Below are 23,211 nucleotides of genomic sequence, written 5' to 3'. Positions count from 1 at the left end.
TCTCACTCTACTGACGGTGCGCGAGACTCCTGAGCCTCCCCAGAACCATCTCGGGCGGTAGCGGGCGGTCATAGAAATAGCCTTGTCCGTATAGGCAACCCATCGTCTGCAGCAGAATCGCCTGTTCGGCGGTCTCAATGCCTTCGACGATCGCCTTCAGGCCCGCCGAGTAAATCAGTTGGAGAATGGCAGCAACGAATTTTTGCTGCTGTGGGTCCGATGCCATGTCCTGAATCAGGGAACGGTCGACTTTGACCGTGTCTGCTGGAAGGGTTCGGAGATAGCTGATGGACGAATAGCCGGTGCCGAAGTCATCAATTTGCAGCCCCACACCGAGATCTCGCAGCTCGCCCAAGACCTGTTCTTCCGCCGTTCCCTTCGACATCAAGACGGTCTCGGTGATCTCCAGAACCAATCGCGGCGGAGCCACATGATTCCTAGCGAGCGTCTCCCTGACATCTTCCAGCAGGTCACGGCGCAGCAGTTCGGCGGCGGAAAGATTGATGTGTAGGCAGAAGTCTGTGAGCTCAGGCTCGGTTTCGCTCCAGCGTCGCAACTGGGCGACTCCTTCGTGAAGCACCCAACGTCCTAATTCCAGGATCAGGCCGGTTTCTTCCGCGATGGGAATGAAGCTATCCGGCATGATGAGTCCGCGCAACGGATGGTGCCACCGAAGGAGGGCTTCGAAACCTATGACTGTTCCTGAGGCCAATTCAACCACCGGCTGGTAACGCAGCGCCAGCTCGCCGCCGGCGACGGCGTTGCGAAGCTCGGCTGTGATGCGTGAGCGTTCACGGACAGAGTCGAGCATGTCGGGGTGGAACAGCTGGATGTTGTTGCGGCCATGCGCCTTCGCCTGGTACATGGCGATGTCAGCATCCCGAATCAGCGACTCAGCTGGATGGCCCGGCGTGCCGATACGCACCCCGATGCTGGCCATCGCCCAGACGGTTTCGGTTCCAACCTGCACGCTGTCCTGAAGCTGCGCCGACGCCCGGTGCGCAATATTCAGGACTTCCTCTTCCGTCGCTTCGATGATGAGGATGGCGAACTCATCCCCACCCAGACGTGCCACGGTATCGACGGCCCGTACGGCGCGCTTGAGGCGCCGGGCAACCTCGATCAGTACTGCGTCACCGGCCCCATGGCCCAGAGCGTCATTGACGGCTTTGAAGGAATCCACGTCCAGCACCAGCACAGCCGGGGGTTTTCCACTGTCCGTGCTGGCCAGGATTGCCTCGTTGATTTGCTCGTTGAGCAGGGTCCTATTCGCAAGGCCCGTCAAGTCGTCAGTCTTTGCCATCTGTTCCAGCTCGGCCTGAGTTTGCCGCAGCATGGCGGTACGGTCAGAAACCTGCTGTTCCAGATTCGAGTAGATGTAGCTGAGTTCCTCGGCGAGGAGGTTGACGCCGGTGATCACAGCGTCGATGTCATCCCTCAAGTCAGACGGCTCTATCCGCGCGTCCAGGTCGCCGGCAGCCAACCGGACAACCCCCTCCACCAACTGCTGCAAACGAGGGTCATCGGCGTCGTCTCCCGAGCTCATATCACCCAAAGACGCACTCTGCGCAGCGCTTCTGCACGCTTAGACACCGGCAGTAAGCCATTTCATGGCTTCGCTGCGCGAGGTAAAGAATTTGGTCGGACACGGCGGAATGTGCACACCGAGAAAGAAATTCGCCAAGACTCGGTCAACAGGTGATTTGCCCAGAAGAGCAATGCGCGAGGCGCTGCAGGGAATAGACCACACGGACCTGGCCTCTCGGCTCACCGACCCGACCGCTGCCATATCGACGAGCATGCCCCGACGTTCGTTCCCGCATGCGTCGTTAACTTTCGCCATCGCGAGGTGGGCATCTTCGATCTGAATGTGAGCCCCGGGCTGCCAGCGCAGATGGAGAATTCCATCGACCGTTTCGAGAGTCTCTTTTGCGCCGTCTGCAGCGACCGGACCCATTACAACGTCCTCCCCCGGGCACGCAGCCGAACCGTTCAGCCACTCCTCAAAGCTACTCGTGTTCAGGTGCTTATCAAGTCAATCCCCGACCAATATTCACGGCAGTGTCATCGACGGCGAAGACAGCTTCGCATCGGGCACCAGCCGAGCCTGGGTCGCGTGCCGCTGAAAGGTATCAGCCACGGGGTTGCGTCGCCGGGCCAGGCTCCCCGACGGCGGCTTCGGTACCTGCCCGGCCGCAGCGGGCCGGCCCCCGCCCAGCTCCATTCAGCAGGTCTAAGGTGCAAGCCATAGCCGGCAGAGAGCGTCCGCCGATCGTGGCCCCACGAACCCCCGAAGAGGCAACCTATGGCAGAGAGCGCCCGCCCGGGGCCATGCGCCCAAGAGCGTTGGCAGCCCTAACCTGCAGGGAGGAGCGTCGGCAGTATCGTCGCGTAACGGAGCAGGAACGCGCGCTCGTCGAGATGCTTGCGCCGGAGCCACCCGGTGACTTCGTTGTTGTGTTTGCTCGCGTTGCAGGACGGGCAGGCGGGAACCACGTTCTCGAGGGTGTACCGGCCGCCCCGAGAAATCGGCATGATGCAGTCACGCTGCAGGGCCGGGCTCTCTGCTTGGCAATATGCACACCCTCCCCAAGCGGCGAGGAGGTCAGCCCACTGTGACGCGGTGAGGTCGTTGTCGACGCGGGCGAGCCGTCGTTGCCGGCGTTTCGCGTAACGCGCACGCGCTGCGGGTGATACGGCTGAGAACTTGCGGCGAGGGGGCACGACTAAACGGTACTCCGGCCGCGCGCGGTCATCCGTTCGCTAGTTCGCTTCGGAAGGTTGCGCGACGAACCAGCCAAGCCTTCTTCGGCGCCCTGCACGGTTTCGGAGCCAGCCTTACAACCACTTCCGCCGCTTGAAGATCCCCCACAGCCCCAGCCCCATCACTCCCATCGCCGCCACGGCCACCGGGTACCCGAACTGCCAGTGCAACTCTGGCATGTTGTCGAAGTTCATCCCGTAGATCGTGCCTACCAGCGTCGGCGCGAACAGGATCGCCGCCCACGAGGAGATCTTCTTCACTTCCTCGTTCTGTGCCAGGCCCACCTCCGACAACCGCCGGGTCTCCTCATTCTGGGCCAGCCCGGCCTCCGAGAGGCGGCGCATTTCGTCGTTCTGCTGCTGCGTCACCAGGGTGGCGTGCACGGTAAGCGCGTTCTCCAACAGTGCCCGGAATGAGGCGGCGTGCTCGGTGACCCGCAGCACGTGGTCGAGCACGTCCCGGAACGAGCGCTGCAGCTCCACGTCCACCTGGTACTTCTCCGAGCCGCGAAGGAGCGCCTCGAGCATGCCGCGCAGCGGCCCGGTGGCGCGCTGGAAGTCGATGACCTCGCTGAGCAGTTCGTAGATGCGCCGGGACACCGAGGGGTCGCCGCCGAAGAGTTGGTTCTCGATTTCGTCGATGTCGTTCTCCAGGCCGGCGACGACGGGGGAGTAGGCGTCGACGACCTCGTCGAGCACGGCGTGCAGCACTGCTTCGGGTCCGAGCGCGAGCAGCGCCGGGTTCTGCTCCATCCGCCGGCGCACGTTGGCCAGGTCGGGGTTCTCGGCGTGCCGCACCGTCACCACGAAGCCCGGCCCGATGAACACGTTCACCTCGCCGAACTCCACTCGCTCTTCGGCGTCGAGGTACCAGGCGGGCCGCAGCACCACGAAGAGGGTGTCGCCGAACCGCTCCAGCTTGGCCCGCTGGTGGCCCTTGAGCGCGTCTTCCACGGCCAGCGGATGCAGCGAGAACTCGTCGGCAACGCTGCGGATCTCGTCCGCATCGGGCCGGTACAAGCCGATCCACGCCATTCCCTCGCACTCGCGCAACTGGCGGTACGTCTCGTCGAGGCTGTGGGGGCTGGAGGTGCGCTGCCCGGTCACGTAAATGCCGTTGTCGATGAGTGCCATGGTCCTACTCCGTCGTTCGGTCGACGAGAGCACGTGAGCAAGCCGGAGGTGACTAGGCAGACGTCGGGATTCGACCGTGTACCAGAGGTCACCTCGCAATGGAGGTTCAGTTGCGCGCCACTCCCAGCGCGACGCCCGGCCTAGAAGGTCAGAGCGAAAACGACATTCGCCGAGGGAGTGGAGCGCGGACTATCACCAGCCATGGCCGCTCACCTGCCTTCGATCGAAGATTGTCGTGGCCCTGCGTGGGCCTCGGATACCGTAGCACCCCAGGGCATCGAGATTGGAAATCTGACTTGTGACGAGCGCTTATGGGTAGCGCTGACTCAGCCCCATCAGGGATGCGTTACCCGCCCCGGTAGCGCGGGGCTCGCGTCGCCGACCCGACGCCCCAGGCCCTCCAGCAGCAGCTCCAACCCATAGTCGAACTCGTCCGCAAACGCATAACCGCCCCCGCCGAACAGCTCGGCGCGCGAGCGCGCAATGTGCGGATACAGCTCCGCCGGCGCCGCGACCTTGACGGCGAACGCCTCCTCGGCGCCGTCCCCCGGTTCGAAGGGCAGGCTCGTCTCGGTCAGCGCGAACCCATACACGTAGGCGTCGATCGCGGAGAACGCGTGTGTCGCGAGCGCGGCGCTGAAACCCTCGGTCATGAGCACGCCGAGTAGCCGGTCGTGGTGCTGCAGCAGCGCCGGGCCGGGATTGGGGCGCGATTCCATCATCCCCAGCGCCCACGGATGAGCGGTGAGCACCGACCGTGCCGATCGTGCCCGGGCGGTGATCGCCTCCCGCCAGCTATCGCCGATCTCGGTCAATTCGATCCTCGCGAACACCCAGTCGGCCAGGTCGTCGAGCAGCGCCTCCTTGCTCGGCACGTGATGGTAAAGCGACATCGCCTCAACGCCGAGTACCTTCGCGACACTGCGCATACTCACGGCGGCGACCCCCGCGCCATCAGCGACGGTGGCGGCGGCGTTGATGATCCGATCCCTGCTGAGCGGTGTGCGCGATGCCATAGATCCATTCTTGTGCACTTACGGCCGTAAGGCTAGCATGGCTCTCATCCTTACAACCGTAAGGACAGAAAGTGTCCGCGGTCGTCGTCAGCGATCGTGGACCAACCCATCCTCACCACACCAACGGAGGACCTGATGAAAACACGTCAACAAACCACCACCGCTCTGGAAGACCAGCGGATCTCAGTGCAGGCCAAGCTCGCGGCAGCCTGGACCAGCTTCATGTTCCTCGTCATATACATCGACTACTTCCACCTCTACCAGCCCGGCGAAATCGACGAAATCCGGGGCGGCGACATCTTTGCGTTCGAGATCAGCGGGACATTGATTTCAATCTTCTTCGCGCTCATAGCGATCCCGACCCTGATGGTGCTGCTCTCCATGACGCTGCCCGCCCGGGTGAACCGTGCCACGAACCTCGTCGTTGCCGTGCTTTTCATCCCCATCTGCGTGTTCAACGCGGCCGGGGCGTCCTGGGACTGGGCCTTCTACTACGGCTTCACCATCGGAGTCGAGGTGCTGATCCTGGCCTTCATCCTGCGCTCCGCCTGGACCTGGCCCCGCACGGCACCGCCGGCAGAGATGGCGATGAGCCCCGAGATTGGGGTCATTCGCATCAAGCAGCACGGTTGAACGGGGTAGGTAGTGCCCGTGCCGCTTGGAACCATCTGCCGCGGTGCCGCGGTAGGGGCTCCGTGGGTGTGGCACACCGACTACTACTGGGCGGTAGGGGCCTCCACGGCCCCTACCGCCTACTCTCCAACTGACTGGTGTCTGGCAACGATCTCGCGGCATCCGCTCTGGCGGAGAGGCAGGCGCGGAGTGCGCCGTGAGGCCGGTGCCCGGGACCGGTGCGGGCGTGGGTCTCGATGATGTCGTAGCGAGCGGCGCGGAGTTCGTCGCTCAGGGCGGCTACGGGCCATCGATACGCCGTCGTGATGGCGTGTTCGAACGGTTCGACCACCGGGCCCTCGAAGAAGCCGAGCAGAAGCTCGCCGCCCGGGCGCAGCACACGCGCGAACTCGGAGAGCGCACCACGGAGTGAGGTCGGCTCGTGGTGAATGAGCGAGTACCAGGCGAGCACGCCCGCAACCGTGCCGGGTGGTTCCGGCAGCGCACCGATGTCGCCGATCGCGAAAGACACTTCCGGATAGGCCTGTCGGGCGTGGTCGATGAAGCCCGGCACCAGGTCAACACCCCGAATGTTCACCCCACGCGCGGCGAGGTGCCCGGTCCATTGCCCGGGGCCGCAGCCGGCGTCGATTAGTGGCCCGTCGAGCCGCTCGGCCCACCCGGTGACAAGCTGCAGGTCCGCTGGATGCACCGACGTGATCGAGCCCAGGTGCTCCGCATACTCCGCCGCACGGCGGGCATACGCGGCTCTGATCTCGGGTGCCATACCTCTGAGCCTAGGATGCTCCGCGCCCTCTTCACTCAGCACCGGGCGTGCGCCCGGGGGCTCGACCAAGCCGCCGCATCCCGGCTCTTACAGGATTAGAAGCCGATCCAGTCGCCGTTCGAGTCCAGCTCGTAGTCGGCAACGCTCGCCTCAATGATGGTGAGGGTGCCGTTCTTCATGACGGTCATCTCCACAGTTGCGAATGCGTCGATTGTGCCGTCGGTCTCGATGGGGAAGTCGAACTGATCCGAGCTGCCGTCGTCGAGCGGATCGGAGGCGCAAGACTGCACGAATGTCAGGGTCTTGGAATCGTCGGAGACGTACTTGCCCGGCTCGGGGTCGGAGGCGTCGAGATCGTCGATGGGAGTCGCGTCCAGCGCCGACCACGCCGGCTTAGCGGAATACGGCGCCTGCTCCAGGTTGGCAACGATCTCTTCCACCTCCGCGGCGCCGCCCGGGGCGCTCGCCTCGGCTTCCTCCACGGTCTCGACGCCGAACTGCCGCATCAACACACTTTCGAGTTCGGCTTCGCCCTCGGCGGCGTATTCCTCTTTCGTCATCGACGGTCGGCTCAGCGCGTCGAGGCCGTCTCCGCGATAGTCGATTGCCAGGTCGACAGCGCACGACTTGGACGAGTCCAGTTCGCGTGCTTTCGCCGTCACCTCGCCCACTAGCAGCCCGTCGGCATCGGATCCCGCGGCCTCGACGAGGGACTCAGGAATGCGGATGACCAGCTCTCCCTCGGAGCCGTAGGCGGGGGTCTGAAATTCGAAGACCCCGGCCTTGGGGGCTCCATCCGAACTTGCATTACTGTTCACGCCATCGCCGGTCGACGCGGTGGAACAGCCCGCAAGGAGCAGAGCTGTCGCTGCCGCCAACGTGATGGCGGCCAGCATGGATGTCTTGTTCAAAGTCTGCATGTATACCCGCGCCCGGATGCCGGACGCGTTCCCCCTTGTATCCCCCGTGGCGATCCGCCGCTCCACCCGGAACGGCCGCCAGGGTCGATCCTATCGAGAGAGAGTGCCCAGCTTGTGGCTGGGCGAACGGCCTCGACTGACCGCCCAACAGGCCGAGATCAGCGAGACGTCGGTCAGTGTCGGCCGCCGGCAGTGCGTCGGCTCGGCGTGATTCAGCTCTCGCGCTTGGCGAGGCCGTCGAGTCGCAGCGTCGAGGACTCGTCCCGGTGGCTGCCGTCCGAACCCACATGCTTGTCGGGGACCGCGCCGTCTGCGCCGTTCTTCAGGACGCCGTAAAGCGCCATGGCGTGCCCGCGTCCAACGCCGTAGTCATCACGGAGCCAGGCGACCACCTCGCCGGCCTTCGTTGTCGAATCGAAGCCGCGGGCGCTGGCTTCGTCGAGCAACTCTTGGGGCGTCTTGCCCGTCTTCGTTTCGATCGCATCGAGGTAGGCCCGGTATGACATTGCTCTTCCCTTCCGAGCCGTCGGTGCCGTTTTGCTAGAACTCTAGCCGCCGATCCGCCGCCGCTCGAGGAGCCGAGCGGCGGTCGAGTCAGCTGTGACCGGGATGCATCAAGTGGAGCGACTGCACCTACCAATCGTTGCCACCAGCACTGGGGAGTGGACAGTGCACGTGGGTAGGGTGTGTCGCCGCAAGCCAGTCTCATCTCGGACGCGTCCAATGTGGCTCCGGCGACCGCGAACCCGACACCGAAGCCCAAACGCACCGCAACTCCGACCCCCACCCCGACGGCTATCGCCACTGAGGCTGAGGTCCAGGAAGCGACTCGATCAATCGCACGCGAGGAGACCACCGTTCGGCCGGTCGACGAAGTTACCTCAGTCGGCACCCGAGTGCCCGAGCCGGTGGTCGCAGCGGAGCCGGTGCCGGAAAGTAACGGCTGCGACTCCAACTACGCCGACGTCTGCGTGCCGATCGCGTCAGATGTGGACTGCGCCGGTGGCAGCGGCAACGGTCCGGCGTACGTCGACGGTCCTCTCCGCATCGTTGGATCGGACGTCTACGACCTCGACCGTGACGGCGACGGAATCGCCTGCGACGCATAAACGGCGCGAGCGGGGCTCGACTGATCGAGCACGAGTGTGGAGGGTGAGATCGAGCCTCGCCTAGACCAGCGTCGAGATCCGCCACAGAAACCACGCCGTGGACGCGATGCTAACCACGAGTCCGGCGATAGCCGTTCCTCGGCCGGTCAGCTGCCGCCCGGCGCCTTCGAGTTCAGCGGACTTCGCGATGCCAATCGCCGAAAAGACGATTCCCAGCACGCTCGGGATCGCCACCGGATTGATGAGGCATGAGACGAGGGCCAAGACCAGCCCGGTGTACGCCATCGAGTTGTTCCGACGAATCTCTCGGTCCTTCTCCTTGCGCGTTGGCTTCCGTGCAAACGACGTCGCCGCGCTGTGACTCGCCATTGGTACGTATGCCGGCTTTGCGGTTGCGGGCCCGACTGTGTTTCCGTAGACGTAGGCAGGCGGCGGTACCGGCATGGGTTCGGCGGTGCGCCGCTGATCTGACCACTCTGCGCCTGTCCACCAGCGCAGCAGCGCGCCATCTTCAGGGTCTCGGTACCAACCGGCTAAAGGCAGAGTCAAAGGGATTCCCGTCGTGTGGGCGCGCCAACACGACGCAGATTGAAGCGTATGAGCGCACGGGGCGCATCCGCCAACCCCCAGTGTGGGTGCCCACGGCCCTGGTCGAGGTGAGGTATCTGCTGCCGGTGTCAGGCGACGACGTCAGCCGAATCCTCAACCATCGCATCGGGCGCCAGCCGAGCCTGGGTCGCGTGCCGCTGAAAGGTATCAGCCACGGGATTGCGCCGCCGGGCCAGGCTCCCCGACGGTGTTTCCACCAAGTCATGCAGACCCATCGTCAGCAAGTGGTCTGCCCGGGGTGCCTCGGTGTGGCGCCAGGTCCATTCGTACATATCGAACAGCGGCCACCAGGTGTACCCCACAACGTTGACGCCGTCGGCCTTGAGCTCGTGGAGCGCGCCGACCGAGGCATCGAGCCATCGACGCCGTTCATCGACCGTGCCGGTCACGCTCGTCTCTGTGAGCATCACGGGTGCGCCATACCGGTTGGCCCAGGTGGTGAGTACGTCTCTCAGGCCCTCCGTGCCGGTGTCTTCATAGGGGCGAGGATCGGCGAATCCGCCGCCGTGATGGATGCCCGCCTCGAACACCTCGGTGGAGTGCAGCGGGTAGTAATTGACGCCCATGACATCGGGCCGAACCGGATGCGCCCGGAACCAGTCGAGGAGAGAGTCGTCGGCGCCGCCCCGTTCAAGCTGGCCCAGCAGCGGGTGGTCCGGACCGACGGCGCCGGTGACAAGATCCTCGACGAGGAATCCCTGGTGCCGAAGCCGCGTGACGGTGTCCGCGTGCTCGGGGGCATCCAGGGCGCCCGAGTACCGGATGCCCGCATCAACGTGCACAAAGGTGGCCCGGTCACCGAGCACCGACGCAATCGCGTGCTGAGTCTTCACGAACCCCTCAGCGAGGGCGGTGGCGATGCTCACCATGCCGGTCGGGCCCGAGAGATATGGCGGCCAATAGGCGTACTCGCCGGAGAACAGGGCGTGGATGACGGGCTCGTTGACCGGCGTGTAATCGGTGGCGACGTCGCCGTACCGTTCGGCGAACCGCTGGGCGTATTCGGTGACGTGGTCGGGATAGTCCGGGTTGGAGAACTGGCCCTCGAGCCAGAGGGGAGTGCCGTAGTGCAGCAGATCAATCACCGGGCGCAGCCCCAGCTCGGCATACCGCGCCATCACGCCGTCCACCCACGACCAGTCCCATCGGCCCTTTTCGGCGGCCACCCGATGCCACGGCACCCCCCAGCGCACCAGCTCGGCGCCCACATCGCTGGCCAGCTGCAGGTCGCCGGCGTATTGCGCGTAGTGCTCGGTGAGCTCGTATTCATCGATGGCGCGCTCGCCCGGGCGGGCCTGCGGCACGAAGGTGTCCTCGATGCCGACCGCGAAGTGCAGTCGGCCGTCGTCAAACCAGGTCATGTTGCTCGATTCAGTGGTGATGGTGGTCAGTGGATGGCGGCGGGCTATTTCAGGCCGCTGCTCGCGACGCTCTCAATGAAGCGCCGCTGAACCAGCAGGAAGAGGATTGCGAGGGGCAGCACGGCGATGAGGGCGCCGGCCATCATCACGCCCTGGGGGATGATGCCGCCGGGGCCGGTCAATAGGGTCAGGCCCGAGGTGATGGTGCCGTGGTCCGATTCGGTGGTGAACACCAACGGCCAGAGCAGGTCGTTCCAGTTGTTGACGAAGGTGAAGATGCCTAGCGTGAGCAGCGCCGGGATGGCGTTGGGGAGCACCACGCTCCAGAACACCCGAAACTCAGAGGCGCCGTCGATCCGGGCGGCATTGTCGAGGTCCCGCGGAAGGGACAGGAAGAACTGCCGGAGGAAGAAGATACCAAACGCGTCGGCCGCCCGCGGCAGGATCAGCCCAGCAAAGGTGTTCACCCAGCCCAGGTCGGAGACCAGCTGGTAGATCGGGATCAGCGTCGCCTGAAACGGGATCATCAGGCTGGCGATGATGACGATCAACAGCACCTTGCTGCCCCGGAAATCCAGCCGGGCCAACGCGTAGGCGGCGAGCGAGTCGAACACCAGGGCGAACAGGGTGACCCCGCCGGCGAAGACGAAGCTGTTGCCGATCAGCCGCGCGAATGGCAGCTCGGAGAAGATCGCCCGAAAGTTGTCGAGCGTCCACTGGGTCGGGGTGAGCGTGGGTGGGAAGGCGTTAACTTCGGAGGCCGGCTTGAACGCGGTCAACACAATGATGATGACGGGCAGCATGATCGCCGTAGTCACGACTAGGAAGCCGACGAAGTAGAGCGCCCGGGTCAGGCTGATCCGTGGTGGGCGTCGGCGAACGGTGCGGGTGGGTGCCGGGGTCGGGAGCGCCGCCCGGCTGAGGGTGCTGGTCATGAGCTGGTGTCCTCTCCACGCCGACCGAAGAATAGGAACTGCACGAGGCTGAGGAGCAGAGTGGCCACCAGCAGGACGTAGGACAGTGCGGAGGCGAAGCCGAGTTCGAGGTCCTTGAACCCGGACTGGTAGATCTCCATCACGATGGTCTGCGTGCTTCGGTAGGGTCCGCCTCCGGTGAGCACGTAGATCTGGTCGAATGCCTGCAGCGCCGCGATCAGCGCGATCACCACCACGAACGCCATGGTGTTGCTGAGCATCGGGAAGGTCACGTTCGTGAACCGGCGCCATCCGTTCGCGCCGTCGAGCGATGCCGCTTCGTACAGGCTCTTAGGGATGTCTTGCAGGCCGGCCAGGAAGATCACCATGTAGAAGCCGAAACTCTTCCACACGGCCACGAGCACCACGGTCGGCATGGCCAGCGCCGGGTCCTCCAGCACGTTGCCGATCCGAATACCGACGGCCTGCAACCAATAGTTCAACAGCCCGATCTGCGGGTCGAGCAGGTACGACCAGGCGAACGCCGCGACGGCCAGCGACACGATGAACGGAAGGAACAGGGTGGTGCGGAAGAATCCGCGGAACGGCAGCTGCGGACTGTTTACCGCGAGGGCGAGCACCAGCGCCACGATCAGGGCGACGGGCGTGAACAACACGGCGTACAACGCGGTGTTCCCGATCGACTGCAGGATGCTCGGATCGGTGAAGACCCGCGCGTAGTTCTCCAGGCCCACCCAGGTTTCCTGCCCGAAGCCGCTGGCGTCGGTGAAGGAGAGTCGGAGGGCCGAGAACATCGGCCAGCCCACGAAGGCCGTGAGGATGATCAGGGCCGGCGCCAGGAACCCGACGACGACGGCCCGCCGGCGGAAGCCGTCGTTCAGCGGTCGTCTGCCGCCGAGCTGACCGGGCGGGCGCCACGGTCGGCGTCGTTGGAGAGATGAGGTCGTCATCGGATTCCGGCTCAGTTGTCCAGCGCCTGCTGCACGGATGCCTGTGCGGCGGCGAGCAGCTCGGCAGGGTCACCGCCGGCAAGTGCCTTCTGGGTGGCCTCGTCTACGGCGGTCAGCACGTCGGTGCTGTTCACGACGCCGGGCAGAAGCGCCCGGCTGGTGTCGGAGATTTCGGTGAGGGCGGCGACGGTGGCGTTCGCGCTGACGTCTTCCGCGGTCACGTCGGTGCGCAGCGCCGGCCAGCCGGAACCGAGCGACCATGCTGTGGCCACATCCTTCTTGTTGAAGTAAGCCAGGAAGTCCTGCGCGGCGGCTTGTTCGGCGTCCGTCGCCTGAGCGGTGACGGCCATCGAGACGCCAATCGCCGACGCGGCCTGAGCGTCGGGGCCGGCCGGAATGGCCGCGATGCCGTAGTTGATGCCGGCGTCGGTGGCGAGACCCGTCATCCAGGGGCCGCCGATGTGCATGACAGCCTTGCCCGAGGTGAAGAGGGCGTCGGCGTCGATGCCGTCCAGACCGGTGGGGGAGATCAAATCCTGCTGCACGGCGTCGGCCCAGTAGGTGAGGGTGTCGATGTTGGCGGCCGAGTCCACGGTGGCCTCGGTGCCGTCTTCGTTCGTGATCGAGCCGCCGCCGCCCTCGAAGAGGCTCGCCCAGACGCCGTTGCCGACGGTGCCGTGGTCGGGCAGCGCCATGCCGTACTGTTCGGGCGTGCCGTCGCCATCCGCGTCGATGGTGGTGGCCTTCGCGGCGGCGACCCAGTCGTCCCAGGTGGCCGGGAAGGTCGTGACCCCGGCGGCGGCCAGCTTGTCTTTGTCGTAGAAGACCGACAGCGGCACGAAACCGGTCGGCACGCCGTACTTGGATCCCTCGACGGTCTCCATCGCCACGGCCTCCTCGTTCAGCTCCGCCGTGTTGCTCGTGTCATCCGCGTAGAAGTCATCGAGGTTGACCAGGGCCTTCTTGGATGCGTAGACCGGGAGGCGCTCGGCGGGCATTGCGACGATCTGCGGGCCTTCGCCCGACGACAGGGCCGTCAGGAGTGTGTCGTCGATGACCGCCCAGGTCTTGGTCTGGGGGGTGACCACCACGTCGTCCTGCGACGCGTTGAAGTCCTCCACGATGCCGTTGAGCACATCGCCGTCGGCCTCGGTGTAGCCGTGCCAGAAGGTCAGGGCGACGGGCCCCTCACTAGCGGCGGGGGTGGCGGCGGCGCAGCCGGACAGACCGGAAACGACGACGGCGGAAGCCGCAAAGGCGGCCAACAGCTTCTTCACTGGGTACCTGCAATCTGCTTCCCACAACGCTGTCGGGAAGTCACTAGAAACGGGTTTCGACGTAATTTACATCGATGTAAATTTGAAGGTACGGCATGATTTGAGCGCTGTCAACACCGCGGTGCAAACGGGCGCATCGGCCGGCTTAGTCGTGGAGCAGGGGCTCCATGGCGGCGGGGACGGGCTTCGCGGAGAGGCTAACCGTAGACGCGCGAACCTCGAGCGAGTAGCCGACCTCCACGTGCACCGATTCCGCGGCGTCGCCGCCGGCTTCGATGCGCGCGAGCACCCGGTCAACGGCCAGGCGGGCCAGTTCCTCGCGGCCGGGGGAGATGGTGGTGAGTGCCGGGCTGGAAAAACGCGCGTCTTCGATGTCGTCGAAGCCCACCACGGCGACGTCCTCGGGAACGCGCAGGCCGGCAAGCTGCAAGGCGCTCATGGCACCGAGGGCGAGGGCGTCGTTGAAACAGACGACGCCGTCGAACTCCGTGCCGGCGGCCAACAGCTGCGTGACGGCGGCCGCGCCATCGGCGCGGTGCCAGAGCGGCACATCGGCGACCAGCTCGGGCGAGATCACGATGCCCCGAGCGGTGAGTGCGTCCGCATAGCCATTGAACCGGAGGGCGCTGGTGCCGACCGGCCCTTCCGGATGCGCGCCGACGACGGCGATGCGGCAGCGCCCCAGATCGAGCAGGTGTTCGGTGGCGGTGCGGATCGCGGCCGTGTTCGGCAGGGTGATGTGGTCAGCAGGGCTGCCCTCGACCCAGTCGCCCAAAACGACCACGGGGAAGTCCACGGACAGGCCGCTGACGTCGCCGGGGCCCAGCGCGATAGGGCTAAAGATAAGGCCGTCGATGGCGTGGCGGCGCATGGCCGCGACCGTGGCGATCTCGTCATTGTCGGAGCTGGTCTGCTCGATCAGCACGGTGTAGTCGTGAGCCTTCGCGGCCCGGATGACGGCATCCGCAAGTTCGGCGAAGTAAGCCTGGCTGAGTTCTGGGACGGCGAGCCCGATCACCTTGGTGCGCCCCGACCGAAGGTTGCGGGCCGAGATGTTGATCTCGTAGTCCAGCTCGGTCACGGCGCTCATGACCCTGTCGTGCATCCGCGTGCTGACGTGCTCGTAGCCCGAGAGAACGTTGGAGACGGTCTTGACCGAGACCCCGGCGAGGCGGGCGACGTCTTGCATGGTCGCGGGAGAACCGTTGCCTCTCACCGTTGCCCCATTCCCCACGCGCCGTTGTCCGGATCTCACCATGACGGTACCGCACCGGGGCTGCCTCGTTGGGGAGCGATGGCACCCTCGGGTAGTCGTAGATGCCCAGCGTGATCGGCTCCAGAGCTCTTCATCGTTGGCTCTGAATGCGAGGGGTGGGATCCGCTCCCGCGGAAACGCGAGCCAGGATCGCCCCATGGGGCCCCGTCCAATGCCCCGGACCGCAGCCAGCATCGATCACTGGGCCGTCGAGCCGATCGGCCCACCCGGTGACCAGCTGCAGATCCAAGGGATGCACCGACGTCATAGAGCCCAGTTGCTCGGCGTACTCCGTCGCCCGCAGAGCGTACGCTGTCGTGATCTGGAGTGCCATACGTCCGAGCCTAGGATGCCCCGCGCCCGGGAACCGTCGGGCGACGCTGAGTGCTAGCTCGCCTTCCGCCGTCTCCGGAGCGAGGCGGGCGCCGCGGAGGGCAGTAGTTCGGCAAGCAGCGGCATCGACTCGAAGCGTCCCCGCTCCACGTGTGCCGCGGTGAGGAGCTCGGCGACGTCGGCCTGCCCGGCGACGATGGCGTCGACGATTTCGCGGTGTTCAGCCCACATCGCCGTGGTGTCGCGCTGAGGAGTGAGCCGGAAAAGCCAGCGAACGCGCCCACTCATGAGTTTGGTCACGCGCTGCAGCAGGGCGTGATCGGCGAGGGCGATGATCTCCTCGTGCAGGTCGGAATTTCGTGTCGACGGTGGGGCGCCCTCGTCGAGGGTGTCCAGCGCCTTGACCGGAGCGAAAGCGCCACGGGCGGTGCGGAGCGCGGCAAGCATCGGCTCGACGTCGGCGCCCGCGGCGGCCCGTCGTGCGGCGAACGCCGACGCCATCGGTTCGAGTTGACGGCGAAGATCGAAGAGCTCGGCGGCGTCGGTGAGAGTGAGCGCGTGCACGACCGCTCCGCGCCGCGGTTGTGAGCTGATGAAACCCTCGGATTCGAGGATCGGCAGTGCTTCTCGTACGGGAATGCGCGACACCTGCAGTCGCTCGGCGATCTCGCGCTCATTGAGCTTCGACCCCATCTTCAGCTCGCCCGTGATGATCTGCTCGCGCAGAACGTTGGCGATGCGCGCTGGGGTTTGTTCGAGGCTCATGGACACCATTCTGACACGTCCACCACGTCGCCTTTGGAATACCAAAAACGGCATTCCGAGCGAGAAACACCGATTTAGGCGCGTTTTGGTATGCGAGAGTGACGCTGACGTAAGAAGTATGTGACGAGCTTGTTACACCGGCCCGAGCCGGGCAGACGGTCACATAGCGTCAGTGACGTGCTCCTATTCATCGCCCGCCGATTGGCCCTCGCCGTCGCCACAGTGCTCGCCGTGGTGACCATCGCCTTCGTGCTCGGCCGTGCTACCGGTGAACCCGGTGCGCTGCTCCTGCCCGACAACGCGACCCAGGCCGATGTCGAAGCGCTCAATTCCGCGCTCGGCTTCGACCGCCCCCTCCTCCTGCAGTACCTCGACACCCTCGCCGGCCTTGTCACCGGCGATTTCGGCGATTCCTACCGCCTGCGCGAATCCGCACTGGGACTCGTTCTCGAACGAGTACCCGCCACCATCGAGCTCGCGTTCTGGGCTTTCGTGATCGGCCTCGCACTCGCGGTCGTCGCGGCCCTGGCCATCCAGCTCACGGGCAGCCGGGTGTTGCGGGCCATCGTGGGCTGGGCCGGTGCCCTGCGCCAGTCGGTGCCCGACTTCTTCTTCGCCCTGCTGCTGGTGCTGGCGTTCTCGGTTCTGCTCGGCGCCCTCCCGTCGCTGGGTCGCACAAGCTACGCGAGCCTCGTGCTGCCTGTCGTCACCCTGGTCACCGGCCAGTTCGTCATGTACCTGCGACTGCTGGATGCCGCGCTGAGCGAGCAAGCCGGGCAGGACTTCGTTCGCACCGCCATCGCCCAGGGCCAACGCCGCTCGACAGTGCTGTTCACCCGGATGCTGCCGAACGCGATCGTGCCGGTGCTCGGCATGGCCGGCCTCAACCTCGGCGGCCTGCTCGGCGGCACCGTCGTCGTGGAGGTCGTCTTCGCGTGGCCCGGTCTCGGCAAACTCCTCACGGACGCGGTCAGCCAACGCGACTTCCCGATCGTGCAGGCCGGCCTGGTCTTCGTGGCCCTCGCCTTCGTGATCGTCAATACCGCGGTAGACGTACTCGTGCGCCGCATCGACACCAGGACGGCGGCCGCATGACCACCTCACTCACCCTGGCCACGGCCCCCGTCGTGCAACGCTGGCGGCCACGGCCCGGTGCCATCGTCGGCGCTCTGATGCTCGGCACGGTGCTCCTGCTCACCGCCCTCGTGCCGCTGCTGCCCGGCTACGACCCGATGGGCCAAGACCTGCGCGCGGCGCTGCTGCCGCCCTTCACCGACCCGGCGCATCCGCTCGGCACCGATGCGCTCGGCCGTGACCTGCTCAGCCGTCTCGCGCTCGCCTCGGCGGTGACCCTGGGCATGACCGTGCTAATCGTGATCATGAATGCCGTTCTGGGCAGCCTGGTCGGCATTCTCGCCGGGTACTACGGTGGCCGCCTCGAGGCGCTCATCACCCTGGTGAGCAACGTGACCCTGGCAATGCCCGTCGTACTGCTGCTAATCGCCATCTGCGCGGTGCTGCGACCCAGCGCCGGCCTGACCATCCTGGTGCTCGGCTGCACCTGGTGGGTGGGCTACGCCCGGGTCACCCGAAACATCGCCGCGGCGCTCCGCCGACAGGACTTCGTGGTCTCCCCGCTCACCCAGGGCGCCGACTCCGTGTGGGTGCTCACCCGGCACATCGTGCCCAATGTGTGGCCGCACACCCTCATCATCGCGGCGACCGACGTCGCCACGATCGTGCTGATCACGTCGTCGCTCGAGTATCTCGGCCTCGGCGTGCAGCCGCCCGTACCCAGCTGGGGCTCGATGATCTTCGACGGCCAGCGTCACCTGGCCGGTGACCCGTGGCTGGCTCTGCTGCCCGGCCTGATGCTGCTCCTCGCCGTCGGCGGCGTGCAGTTTCTGAGCCAACAATTCACGGCGGAGACCCGCGGCGGCCTGCTGCGAAAGGGAGGAATGCGATGAGCGCCGTTCTGCGTATCGACGATCTGCGCATCGAGACCGACGGTGAGACACCACGCGTTCTCGTCGACGGCGTCTCTCTGCGGGTCGACCGTGGTGAGTCCCTCGGCGTCGTGGGGGAGTCCGGTTCGGGCAAGAGCCTCACCGTGCTCGCCGCACTCGGCCTGCTGCCCGTCGGCACCCGCGTCACCGGGGGCCGCATCGTTCTCGACGACCGCGTGCTCGTCGATGTCGAGGCGGGCGTCTGGGCCGGCGAGCGCGAACTCCGCGCTCTCCGAGGACGCACCGCCGCCATGGTCTTCCAAGACCCGATGTCCTCCCTCGACCCGCTGCGAGCCGTCGGCGCCCAAGTGGCCTCGGCCGTGCGGGTACACGCGCCACGGCTCGGCCGGCGCGCCGCCCGTGAGCGCGCCATCGAACTGCTTTCGTCGGTGGGCGTGCGTCACGCCGCCGAGCGCGCCGCCACCCGCCCGCACCAGTGGTCGGGAGGGATGCGTCAACGCGCGATGATCGCCATGGCCATCGCACACGACCCGCTGCTCCTGATCGCCGACGAGCCCACCACCGCGCTCGACGTGACCGTGCAGGCGCAGGTGATGGACCTCCTCGCCGAGGTGCGGGAGCGCACCGGCTCGGCCCTGGTGCTGATCACCCACGATCTCGGCCTCGTCGCCGAGAACAGCGACCGACTCGCCGTGATGCACCACGGCCGGGTCGTCGAAACCGGCGCCACCCGCGCGGTGCTCGCGGCACCGGCCGAGGACTACACCCGACGCCTCATGGCAGCGATGCCCGCCGAGCAGGAACGGGCGACCCCCGCGGTACGCACCGGCGAAGCGGATGCGCTGGACGCCGAGAACATCGTCGTCGACTACAGGGTGTCCGGCCGCAAAACCCCGGTCCGCGCCGTCGACGGCGTCTCGGTGCGCATCATGGCCGGTGAGACCGTGGCGGTAGTCGGGGAGTCCGGCTGCGGCAAGTCGTCGCTCGCGAAAGCCGTGCTCGGCATCCAGCCCGCCGCAGCGGGAACGGTCGTGGTCGGTGGAGTCCCGCTGCGCTCGGAGCTCGCGGGCCGCACGGCCGCGGAGCGCGAGCTCGCCCAGATCGTCTTCCAAGACCCGTACTCGGCCCTCGACCCGCGGCTGACCGTGCACGAACTCGTGGCCGAACCGTTGCGCATTCGCCGCGTCTACGACCGCGCCACGGTTGGGGCGCTGCTGGCCGATGTCGGCCTCGACGAGTCGTACGCCAAGCGGCTCCCCGGTCAGCTCTCCGGCGGCCAACGGCAGCGGGTCGGCATCGCCCGCGCTCTCGCCCTGCGGCCCAAGCTACTGGTGCTCGACGAACCCGTCTCAGCGCTCGACGTCTCCATCCAAGCCCAGGTGCTCACCCTGCTCGACACCCTGCAACGCGAGCACGGCCTCGGCTACCTCTTCATCTCACACGACCTCGGCGTCGTGCGCAGCATCGCCGACCGGGTGATCGTCATGCAGCACGGCCGTGTCGTGGAAGAGGCGCCGACGGCGCAGATCTTCAGCGACCCGCAGCATCCGTTCACCCGCCAACTGCTCGCCGCGGTACCGCGCCTCGACGGACCGCGCCGCACCGCGCGCACAGCCGCTGCCTCCTAATCTCCCAAGTCACCCTTCACCTCCTGCGTCACCCATCGAAATGAGGATCCCCATGCCCACGTCCACCTTCCGCCGCCAGATGCTCAGCATCGGCGCGCTCGCCGCAACCGGAACCCTGATGCTCTCGGGGTGCGCCGGGGGTTTCGACGACGGCGGTGACGCCGCCTCGGGCGACACCCCAACCCGAATCGTCGCCGCGATCCCGACCGACCCCACGTCGATGGACCCGATCAAGTCGGGCGCCCTCGTGGTGCTGTCGGTGTTCTTCCACACCTTCGACCAGCTCGTTACCATCACCGCGGACGGCGAGCTCGCGCCCAAACTCGCCACCGAGTGGACCGCCAACGACGACCTCACCCAGTGGGACTTCACCCTGCAGGAGGGTGTTACCGCCAGCAACGGCGAGGCCATCACCGCCGAGGATGTGGCCTTCTCCTACCAGACCATCCTCGCCGACCCCACCGGCGAGAACTTCGCCTACCTCAGCTCGGTCGCCTCGGTCGAAGCCGTCGACGATCTCACCGTGCGCTTCACCCTCAAGTCGCCGTTCTCGGCGTTCCCCCGCAACACCTCCCTGATCTCGATCGTGCCCGCCGACACCTACCAGGAGATGGGAGCCGACGCGTTCGCGCAGGCCCCGATCGGCTCGGGCCCCTACCTCTTCGACAAGATCCAGACCGGTGTCTCCTACGACCTCGTGCGCAACGACGGCTACTGGGGCGACGCACCGGCGATCGAGTCGATCTCACTGCAGCCGGTCTCCTCCGATGAGTCCCGGGTCAACGGCGTGCTCTCGGGCAGCCTCGACGTGGCACCCATCGGCCCGACCCAGGTGGAGTCGGTCGAGGGCCAGGATTCCGCCCAGGTGTTCTCCGCGCTCTCCAACGGTGTCGTCTTCCTCGGCGTCAACTCCACCAGCGGGGTGCTGACGGATGCGCGCATCCGCGAAGCCATCGGTCTCGCGATCGACAAGGAGGCCATCACCGAGGGCCTGCTCTCCGGGCTTGCCGAGCCTGCCGCCACGACCCTCGCTCCGGCCGTGGAGGGTTACAGCGAGGACGTGACCGACCCGGCCTACGACCCCGAGCGGGCCCGCGAGCTGCTCGCCGAAGCCGGTTATGCCGGTGAGCCGATCCCGTTCGACTACGCGACCGATGGTCGTATCCCGCTCTCCGCCGATGTGGCCCAGACCATCCAGGCCTCCCTAGAGGAGGTCGGCATCACGATCGACCTGCGCGGCGCCGACCAGCAGGCGCACACCCTCAAGGTGCGCGGCCGGGAGATGGAGGGGATCTACCTGAACACCTGGGCGCCCTCCACCGTCGACGGCGACCTGCCCCTCACCGACCTGTACGAGCCGGCCGGCAACAACAACTACGCGCAGGACCCCCGCACCGCCGAGTTGGCTGCCGAGCAGCGCGGCGTCGAGGGCGCCAGCCGACTCGACGTGTTCGCAGAGCTGCTCAGCTACAGCAACGAGCAGGGCTACTACGTGCCGCTCTACGTGCCGATGAACAACTACGCCGCCGACGCCGACCTCGACTGGACGCCCCGCGCCGACGGCCTGTTCGACTTCACCCAGACGAGCTTCAAGTGAACCGCGCTCTGATCACCGACGCGCGCCCCTGGGGCGGCGCCGCGGCCGATGTTCGAGTTGTCGACGGCGTCATCGCCGAGGTCCTCCCACCCGGCACGGTGCCGCAGGCCGGCGAGACGCTGATCGAGGGCCGGGGCCGCATCCTGCTCCCGTCGTTCGCCGACGTGCACGTGCACCTCGACTCCACCCGCCTCGGGCTGCCGTTCCGGGAGCACACGGGTGCGCCGGGGGTGTGGGGCATGATGCTCAACGACCGGGCCAACTGGCGTGAGGCGGAGGCCTCGATCGCCGAGCGCACCACGGAGACCCTGGGCCGGATGGTCGCCCACGGCACCACCAGCGTGCGCAGCTACGCGCAGGTCGACGTGGATGCCGGCCTCGAACGCTTACACGGCGTGCTCGCGGCCAAGGAGGCACACCAGGATCGCGCCACCGTCGAGGTGATCGCGTTCCCGCAAGCCGGTCTGCTGCGCGAGGAGGGCTCCTTCGACCTGCTCGAAGAGGCCATGCGCCAGGGCGCGGACGTTGTCGGCGGCATCGACCCGTGTTTGCTCGATCGCGACCCCACGAAGCACCTGGACCTGGTCTTCGGGCTGGCCGAACGCTTCGACGCTCCCATCGACATCCACCTGCACGAGCCGGATCAACTGGCGAAGTTCTCGGCCGAGCTGATCGTGGAGCGCACCCGCGCCCACGGCATGACCGGCCGGGTCACCATCTCGCACGGCTACGGCCTCGGCCAGCTGCCCCAGGCGCAACTGGTGCCTCTGCTCGAGCAATTCGCCGAACTCGACATCGCCTGGGCGACCATCGCCCCCGCGACGCCGTTGCCGACGCTGCTGCTCGCCGAACACGGCATCCGGCTGGGCCTCGGTGAGGACGGCCAGCGGGACTACTGGTCGCCGTACGGCAACGCTGACATGCTCGACCGCACCTGGCAGATGGCCTTCACGAACAACTTTCGTCGCGACGAAGACATCGAGCACTGCGTCGCGGTGGCCACCGTCGGCGGGCGCTCGGTGCTCGGCACCGCACCGGCGCTGCGGGGGCACCTCGACCGCCCCGGTGTCGCCGTCGGCGACCCCGCCGACCTGCAACTTGTCACCGGCGAGACCGTCACCAGCGCAGTGATGGACCGGCTGCCCGACCGCACCGTCCTGTTCCGCGGCGCGGTCGTGGCACACAGCCTCGAGCTCACGGCTGCCGCATGATCGTGCTCACAGCGTCCCAACTCGAAGACCTGGTCGACCGGCCGGCCACCGAGCGGGCCGTCGCACAGGTCTTCACCGACATCGCGAGAGGGGCGGCCGACCAGCCGCGGCCCACCTCGATGGGCACGAACGCGGGAACCGGTCGCTACGTGCTCATGGCGGCGCTGTCGGACACCACCGGCACCGCGGCGGTGAAACTGCTCGCCGACGTGCCTGACAACTCCGCTCGTGGCCTGCCCACCCAGCGCTCGATGATCGTGGTGCTCGACCGCGAGGACGGCGCCCCGGTGGCCCTGCTACACGGCGGGGTGCCCACCCGGGTGCGCACCGCCGCGGCCAGCGCGGTCGCGACCCGCGCCCTGGCCCGTGAAGACAGCCGCGTGCTGGGCCTGGTGGGAGCGGGCGGGCTCGCCCGCGAGCACGTTGAGGCGCTGCGGGGGGTGCGGGACTGGAACCGGCTGGTGATCTGGTCGCGCACCCCGGTGCGCGCGCAGGCCCTCGCCGACTCTCTCGAATGGGACGGTGCCATCGAGGTGGTCGAGGAGTGCGCGGCGGTCTTCGCCGAAGCGGATGCGATCTGCACGCTCACCCCCTCCGTCACCCCGATCATCCAGGGCGAGTGGCTGCGACCCGGCCAGCACCTCAACGTCGTCGGCGCCCGCCCGCGGCCGGACGAACGCGAGGTCGACTCCAGGGCGATGGCCCGTTCCTCGGTCTGGGTCGACGATATGGCCACGGCCGAGACCAAATCAGGTGACCTCATGCTGGCAGTGGCGGAGGGCGCACTCACCCTGCACGACGTGGTCGGAACCATCGGCCAGGTCCTCGCGGGCCTGCGCCCGGGCCGCACAAGCGCCGAACAGATCACCCTCTTCGACTCGGTGGGCATCGGCGCGCAAGACCTCGCGATCGCCGATCTGCTCGTGCGCGAGGCGCGTGCACGGGGCGTGGGGGTGGATCTCGATCTGAATGGCTGAATGCG

General features: G+C 66.8%; 23 protein-coding genes and 1 pseudogene. 8 read left to right on the top strand and 16 right to left on the bottom strand.

Translation table 11 applies throughout. The features are described 5' to 3' along the window. Window positions 1-7: 7 nt before the first annotated feature. The 5 genes from C3B61_RS17490 to C3B61_RS17470 form a co-directional block, all read right to left on the bottom strand. Entirely contained in the window at window positions 8-1,546 is a 1,539-nt protein-coding gene (locus tag C3B61_RS17490; RefSeq protein ID WP_103461757.1) for a putative bifunctional diguanylate cyclase/phosphodiesterase, read from the bottom strand. Window positions 1,547-1,585: 39 nt separating this feature from the next. Continuing rightward, on the bottom strand, window positions 1,586-1,957 hold the full coding sequence (locus C3B61_RS17485) for a DUF7793 family protein (RefSeq protein ID WP_103461756.1): 372 nt from the start codon (window positions 1,955-1,957) through the stop codon (window positions 1,586-1,588). Window positions 1,958-2,355: 398 nt separating this feature from the next. Then, on the bottom strand, window positions 2,356-2,724 hold the full coding sequence (locus tag C3B61_RS17480) for an HNH endonuclease (protein WP_103430116.1): 369 nt from the start codon (window positions 2,722-2,724) through the stop codon (window positions 2,356-2,358). Window positions 2,725-2,838: 114 nt separating this feature from the next. Further along, complete coding sequence (locus tag C3B61_RS17475) at window positions 2,839-3,897, bottom strand: magnesium and cobalt transport protein CorA (RefSeq protein ID WP_088456908.1); 1,059 nt, start codon at window positions 3,895-3,897, stop codon at window positions 2,839-2,841. A gap of 335 nt (window positions 3,898-4,232) precedes the next feature. Continuing rightward, the gene (locus tag C3B61_RS17470; RefSeq protein ID WP_103461755.1) at window positions 4,233-4,913 is read right to left on the bottom strand and encodes a TetR/AcrR family transcriptional regulator; all 681 of its coding nucleotides are present in this window, start codon (window positions 4,911-4,913) and stop codon (window positions 4,233-4,235) included. 135 nt (window positions 4,914-5,048) lie between these two features. Here C3B61_RS17470 and C3B61_RS17465 point away from each other — a divergent pair, with 135 nt between their 5' ends. After that, on the top strand, window positions 5,049-5,546 hold the full coding sequence (locus C3B61_RS17465) for a DUF6326 family protein (RefSeq protein WP_103461871.1): 498 nt from the start codon (window positions 5,049-5,051) through the stop codon (window positions 5,544-5,546). A gap of 112 nt (window positions 5,547-5,658) precedes the next feature. Here C3B61_RS17465 and C3B61_RS17460 read toward each other — a convergent pair whose 3' ends face one another. From C3B61_RS17460 to C3B61_RS17445, 3 genes are all read right to left on the bottom strand, one after another. Continuing rightward, window positions 5,659-6,312: a class I SAM-dependent methyltransferase gene (locus C3B61_RS17460; RefSeq protein ID WP_103461754.1), complete on the bottom strand. Its 654-nt coding sequence runs from the start codon at window positions 6,310-6,312 to the stop codon at window positions 5,659-5,661. A gap of 95 nt (window positions 6,313-6,407) precedes the next feature. Next, a complete protein-coding gene (locus tag C3B61_RS17455; RefSeq protein ID WP_103461753.1) occupies window positions 6,408-7,208 on the bottom strand; it encodes a hypothetical protein in 801 nt (266 codons plus the stop codon). 236 nt (window positions 7,209-7,444) lie between these two features. Further along, the gene (locus tag C3B61_RS17445; RefSeq protein ID WP_103461751.1) at window positions 7,445-7,738 is read right to left on the bottom strand and encodes a DUF4287 domain-containing protein; all 294 of its coding nucleotides are present in this window, start codon (window positions 7,736-7,738) and stop codon (window positions 7,445-7,447) included. A 390-nt stretch (window positions 7,739-8,128) separates the two neighbouring features. Between C3B61_RS17445 and C3B61_RS19580 the strand changes: the two genes are divergently transcribed. Beyond that, window positions 8,129-8,341, top strand: coding sequence for a hypothetical protein (locus C3B61_RS19580; RefSeq protein WP_103478653.1), 213 nt, complete (start codon window positions 8,129-8,131; stop codon window positions 8,339-8,341). Window positions 8,342-8,401: 60 nt separating this feature from the next. Here C3B61_RS19580 and C3B61_RS20120 read toward each other — a convergent pair whose 3' ends face one another. The 8 genes and pseudogenes from C3B61_RS20120 to C3B61_RS17400 all read right to left on the bottom strand — a co-directional run bounded on the left by C3B61_RS20120 (window position 8,402) and on the right by C3B61_RS17400 (window position 15,826). Continuing rightward, entirely contained in the window at window positions 8,402-8,626 is a 225-nt protein-coding gene (locus C3B61_RS20120) for a hypothetical protein (protein WP_244285986.1), read from the bottom strand. Between the two features lie 165 nt (window positions 8,627-8,791). Then, a pseudogene (locus C3B61_RS20355) lies at window positions 8,792-8,890 on the bottom strand (DUF2510 domain-containing protein); the annotation flags it as partial. A gap of 128 nt (window positions 8,891-9,018) precedes the next feature. Then, on the bottom strand, window positions 9,019-10,311 hold the full coding sequence (locus C3B61_RS17430; RefSeq protein WP_103461748.1) for a family 1 glycosylhydrolase: 1,293 nt from the start codon (window positions 10,309-10,311) through the stop codon (window positions 9,019-9,021). A 44-nt stretch (window positions 10,312-10,355) separates the two neighbouring features. After that, window positions 10,356-11,246 (bottom strand): carbohydrate ABC transporter permease, encoded by an 891-nt coding sequence (locus tag C3B61_RS17425; protein ID WP_103461747.1) that lies wholly within the window; start codon window positions 11,244-11,246, stop codon window positions 10,356-10,358. Continuing rightward, complete coding sequence (locus C3B61_RS17420) at window positions 11,243-12,196, bottom strand: carbohydrate ABC transporter permease (RefSeq protein ID WP_103461746.1); 954 nt, start codon at window positions 12,194-12,196, stop codon at window positions 11,243-11,245. Before C3B61_RS17420 ends, C3B61_RS17425 begins: the two co-directional genes overlap by 4 nt. 11 nt (window positions 12,197-12,207) lie before the next feature. Next, on the bottom strand, window positions 12,208-13,473 hold the full coding sequence (locus C3B61_RS17415) for an ABC transporter substrate-binding protein (protein WP_103461745.1): 1,266 nt from the start codon (window positions 13,471-13,473) through the stop codon (window positions 12,208-12,210). Window positions 13,474-13,618: 145 nt separating this feature from the next. Further along, window positions 13,619-14,662, bottom strand: coding sequence for a LacI family DNA-binding transcriptional regulator (locus C3B61_RS17410; protein ID WP_244285985.1), 1,044 nt, complete (start codon window positions 14,660-14,662; stop codon window positions 13,619-13,621). A gap of 453 nt (window positions 14,663-15,115) precedes the next feature. After that, window positions 15,116-15,826: a GntR family transcriptional regulator gene (locus C3B61_RS17400; protein WP_165791212.1), complete on the bottom strand. Its 711-nt coding sequence runs from the start codon at window positions 15,824-15,826 to the stop codon at window positions 15,116-15,118. 177 nt (window positions 15,827-16,003) lie between these two features. On the opposite strand from C3B61_RS17400, the gene C3B61_RS17395 reads away from it, so the two are divergent. The 6 genes from C3B61_RS17395 to C3B61_RS17370 are packed head-to-tail and all read left to right on the top strand — an operon-like array spanning window position 16,004 to window position 23,206. Further along, window positions 16,004-16,921, top strand: coding sequence for an ABC transporter permease (locus C3B61_RS17395; protein ID WP_165791211.1), 918 nt, complete (start codon window positions 16,004-16,006; stop codon window positions 16,919-16,921). After that, window positions 16,918-17,793 carry an ABC transporter permease gene (locus C3B61_RS17390; protein WP_088456896.1) on the top strand — a complete coding sequence of 292 codons (876 nt, stop codon included), beginning with the start codon at window positions 16,918-16,920 and terminating at the stop codon, window positions 17,791-17,793. The genes C3B61_RS17395 and C3B61_RS17390 overlap by 4 nt, the downstream gene beginning before the upstream one ends. After that, window positions 17,790-19,421, top strand: coding sequence for a dipeptide ABC transporter ATP-binding protein (locus C3B61_RS17385; RefSeq protein ID WP_103461740.1), 1,632 nt, complete (start codon window positions 17,790-17,792; stop codon window positions 19,419-19,421). Before C3B61_RS17390 ends, C3B61_RS17385 begins: the two co-directional genes overlap by 4 nt. 52 nt (window positions 19,422-19,473) lie before the next feature. Next, window positions 19,474-21,018: an ABC transporter substrate-binding protein gene (locus tag C3B61_RS17380; RefSeq protein ID WP_165791210.1), complete on the top strand. Its 1,545-nt coding sequence runs from the start codon at window positions 19,474-19,476 to the stop codon at window positions 21,016-21,018. Further along, window positions 21,015-22,229 (top strand): amidohydrolase family protein, encoded by a 1,215-nt coding sequence (locus C3B61_RS17375; RefSeq protein WP_244285984.1) that lies wholly within the window; start codon window positions 21,015-21,017, stop codon window positions 22,227-22,229. The genes C3B61_RS17380 and C3B61_RS17375 overlap by 4 nt, the downstream gene beginning before the upstream one ends. After that, window positions 22,226-23,206, top strand: coding sequence for an ornithine cyclodeaminase family protein (locus C3B61_RS17370; protein ID WP_103461738.1), 981 nt, complete (start codon window positions 22,226-22,228; stop codon window positions 23,204-23,206). The genes C3B61_RS17375 and C3B61_RS17370 overlap by 4 nt, the downstream gene beginning before the upstream one ends. The last annotated feature ends 5 nt before the right edge of the window (window positions 23,207-23,211 follow it).

Origin of the sequence: Cryobacterium zongtaii (assembly GCF_002909375.1) — a bacterium.
GTDB lineage: Bacteria > Actinomycetota > Actinomycetes > Actinomycetales > Microbacteriaceae > Cryobacterium > Cryobacterium zongtaii.
This window is presented reverse-complemented; position numbering and strand designations above follow the sequence as displayed.

Bases quoted from the DNA above. Each gene is read 5' to 3' on its own strand.
- C3B61_RS17490 (WP_103461757.1), bottom strand. From the start codon at position 1,546: ATGAGCTCGGGAGACGACGCCGATGACCCTCGTTTGCAGCAGTTGGTG.
- C3B61_RS17425 (WP_103461747.1), bottom strand. From the start codon at position 11,246: ATGACCAGCACCCTCAGCCGGGCGGCGCTCCCGACCCCGGCACCCACC.
- C3B61_RS17465 (WP_103461871.1), top strand. From the start codon at position 5,049: ATGAAAACACGTCAACAAACCACCACCGCTCTGGAAGACCAGCGGATC.
- C3B61_RS17430 (WP_103461748.1), bottom strand. From the start codon at position 10,311: ATGACCTGGTTTGACGACGGCCGACTGCACTTCGCGGTCGGCATCGAG.
- C3B61_RS20120 (WP_244285986.1), bottom strand. From the start codon at position 8,626: ATGGCGTACACCGGGCTGGTCTTGGCCCTCGTCTCATGCCTCATCAAT.
- C3B61_RS17400 (WP_165791212.1), bottom strand. From the start codon at position 15,826: ATGAGCCTCGAACAAACCCCAGCGCGCATCGCCAACGTTCTGCGCGAG.
- C3B61_RS17445 (WP_103461751.1), bottom strand. From the start codon at position 7,738: ATGTCATACCGGGCCTACCTCGATGCGATCGAAACGAAGACGGGCAAG.
- C3B61_RS17485 (WP_103461756.1), bottom strand. From the start codon at position 1,957: ATGGGTCCGGTCGCTGCAGACGGCGCAAAAGAGACTCTCGAAACGGTC.
- C3B61_RS17385 (WP_103461740.1), top strand. From the start codon at position 17,790: ATGAGCGCCGTTCTGCGTATCGACGATCTGCGCATCGAGACCGACGGT.
- C3B61_RS17410 (WP_244285985.1), bottom strand. From the start codon at position 14,662: ATGCAAGACGTCGCCCGCCTCGCCGGGGTCTCGGTCAAGACCGTCTCC.
- C3B61_RS17380 (WP_165791210.1), top strand. From the start codon at position 19,474: ATGCCCACGTCCACCTTCCGCCGCCAGATGCTCAGCATCGGCGCGCTC.
- C3B61_RS17390 (WP_088456896.1), top strand. From the start codon at position 16,918: ATGACCACCTCACTCACCCTGGCCACGGCCCCCGTCGTGCAACGCTGG.
- C3B61_RS17370 (WP_103461738.1), top strand. From the start codon at position 22,226: ATGATCGTGCTCACAGCGTCCCAACTCGAAGACCTGGTCGACCGGCCG.
- C3B61_RS17455 (WP_103461753.1), bottom strand. From the start codon at position 7,208: ATGCTGGCCGCCATCACGTTGGCGGCAGCGACAGCTCTGCTCCTTGCG.
- C3B61_RS17460 (WP_103461754.1), bottom strand. From the start codon at position 6,312: ATGGCACCCGAGATCAGAGCCGCGTATGCCCGCCGTGCGGCGGAGTAT.
- C3B61_RS17475 (WP_088456908.1), bottom strand. From the start codon at position 3,897: ATGGCACTCATCGACAACGGCATTTACGTGACCGGGCAGCGCACCTCC.
- C3B61_RS17470 (WP_103461755.1), bottom strand. From the start codon at position 4,913: ATGGCATCGCGCACACCGCTCAGCAGGGATCGGATCATCAACGCCGCC.
- C3B61_RS17420 (WP_103461746.1), bottom strand. From the start codon at position 12,196: ATGACGACCTCATCTCTCCAACGACGCCGACCGTGGCGCCCGCCCGGT.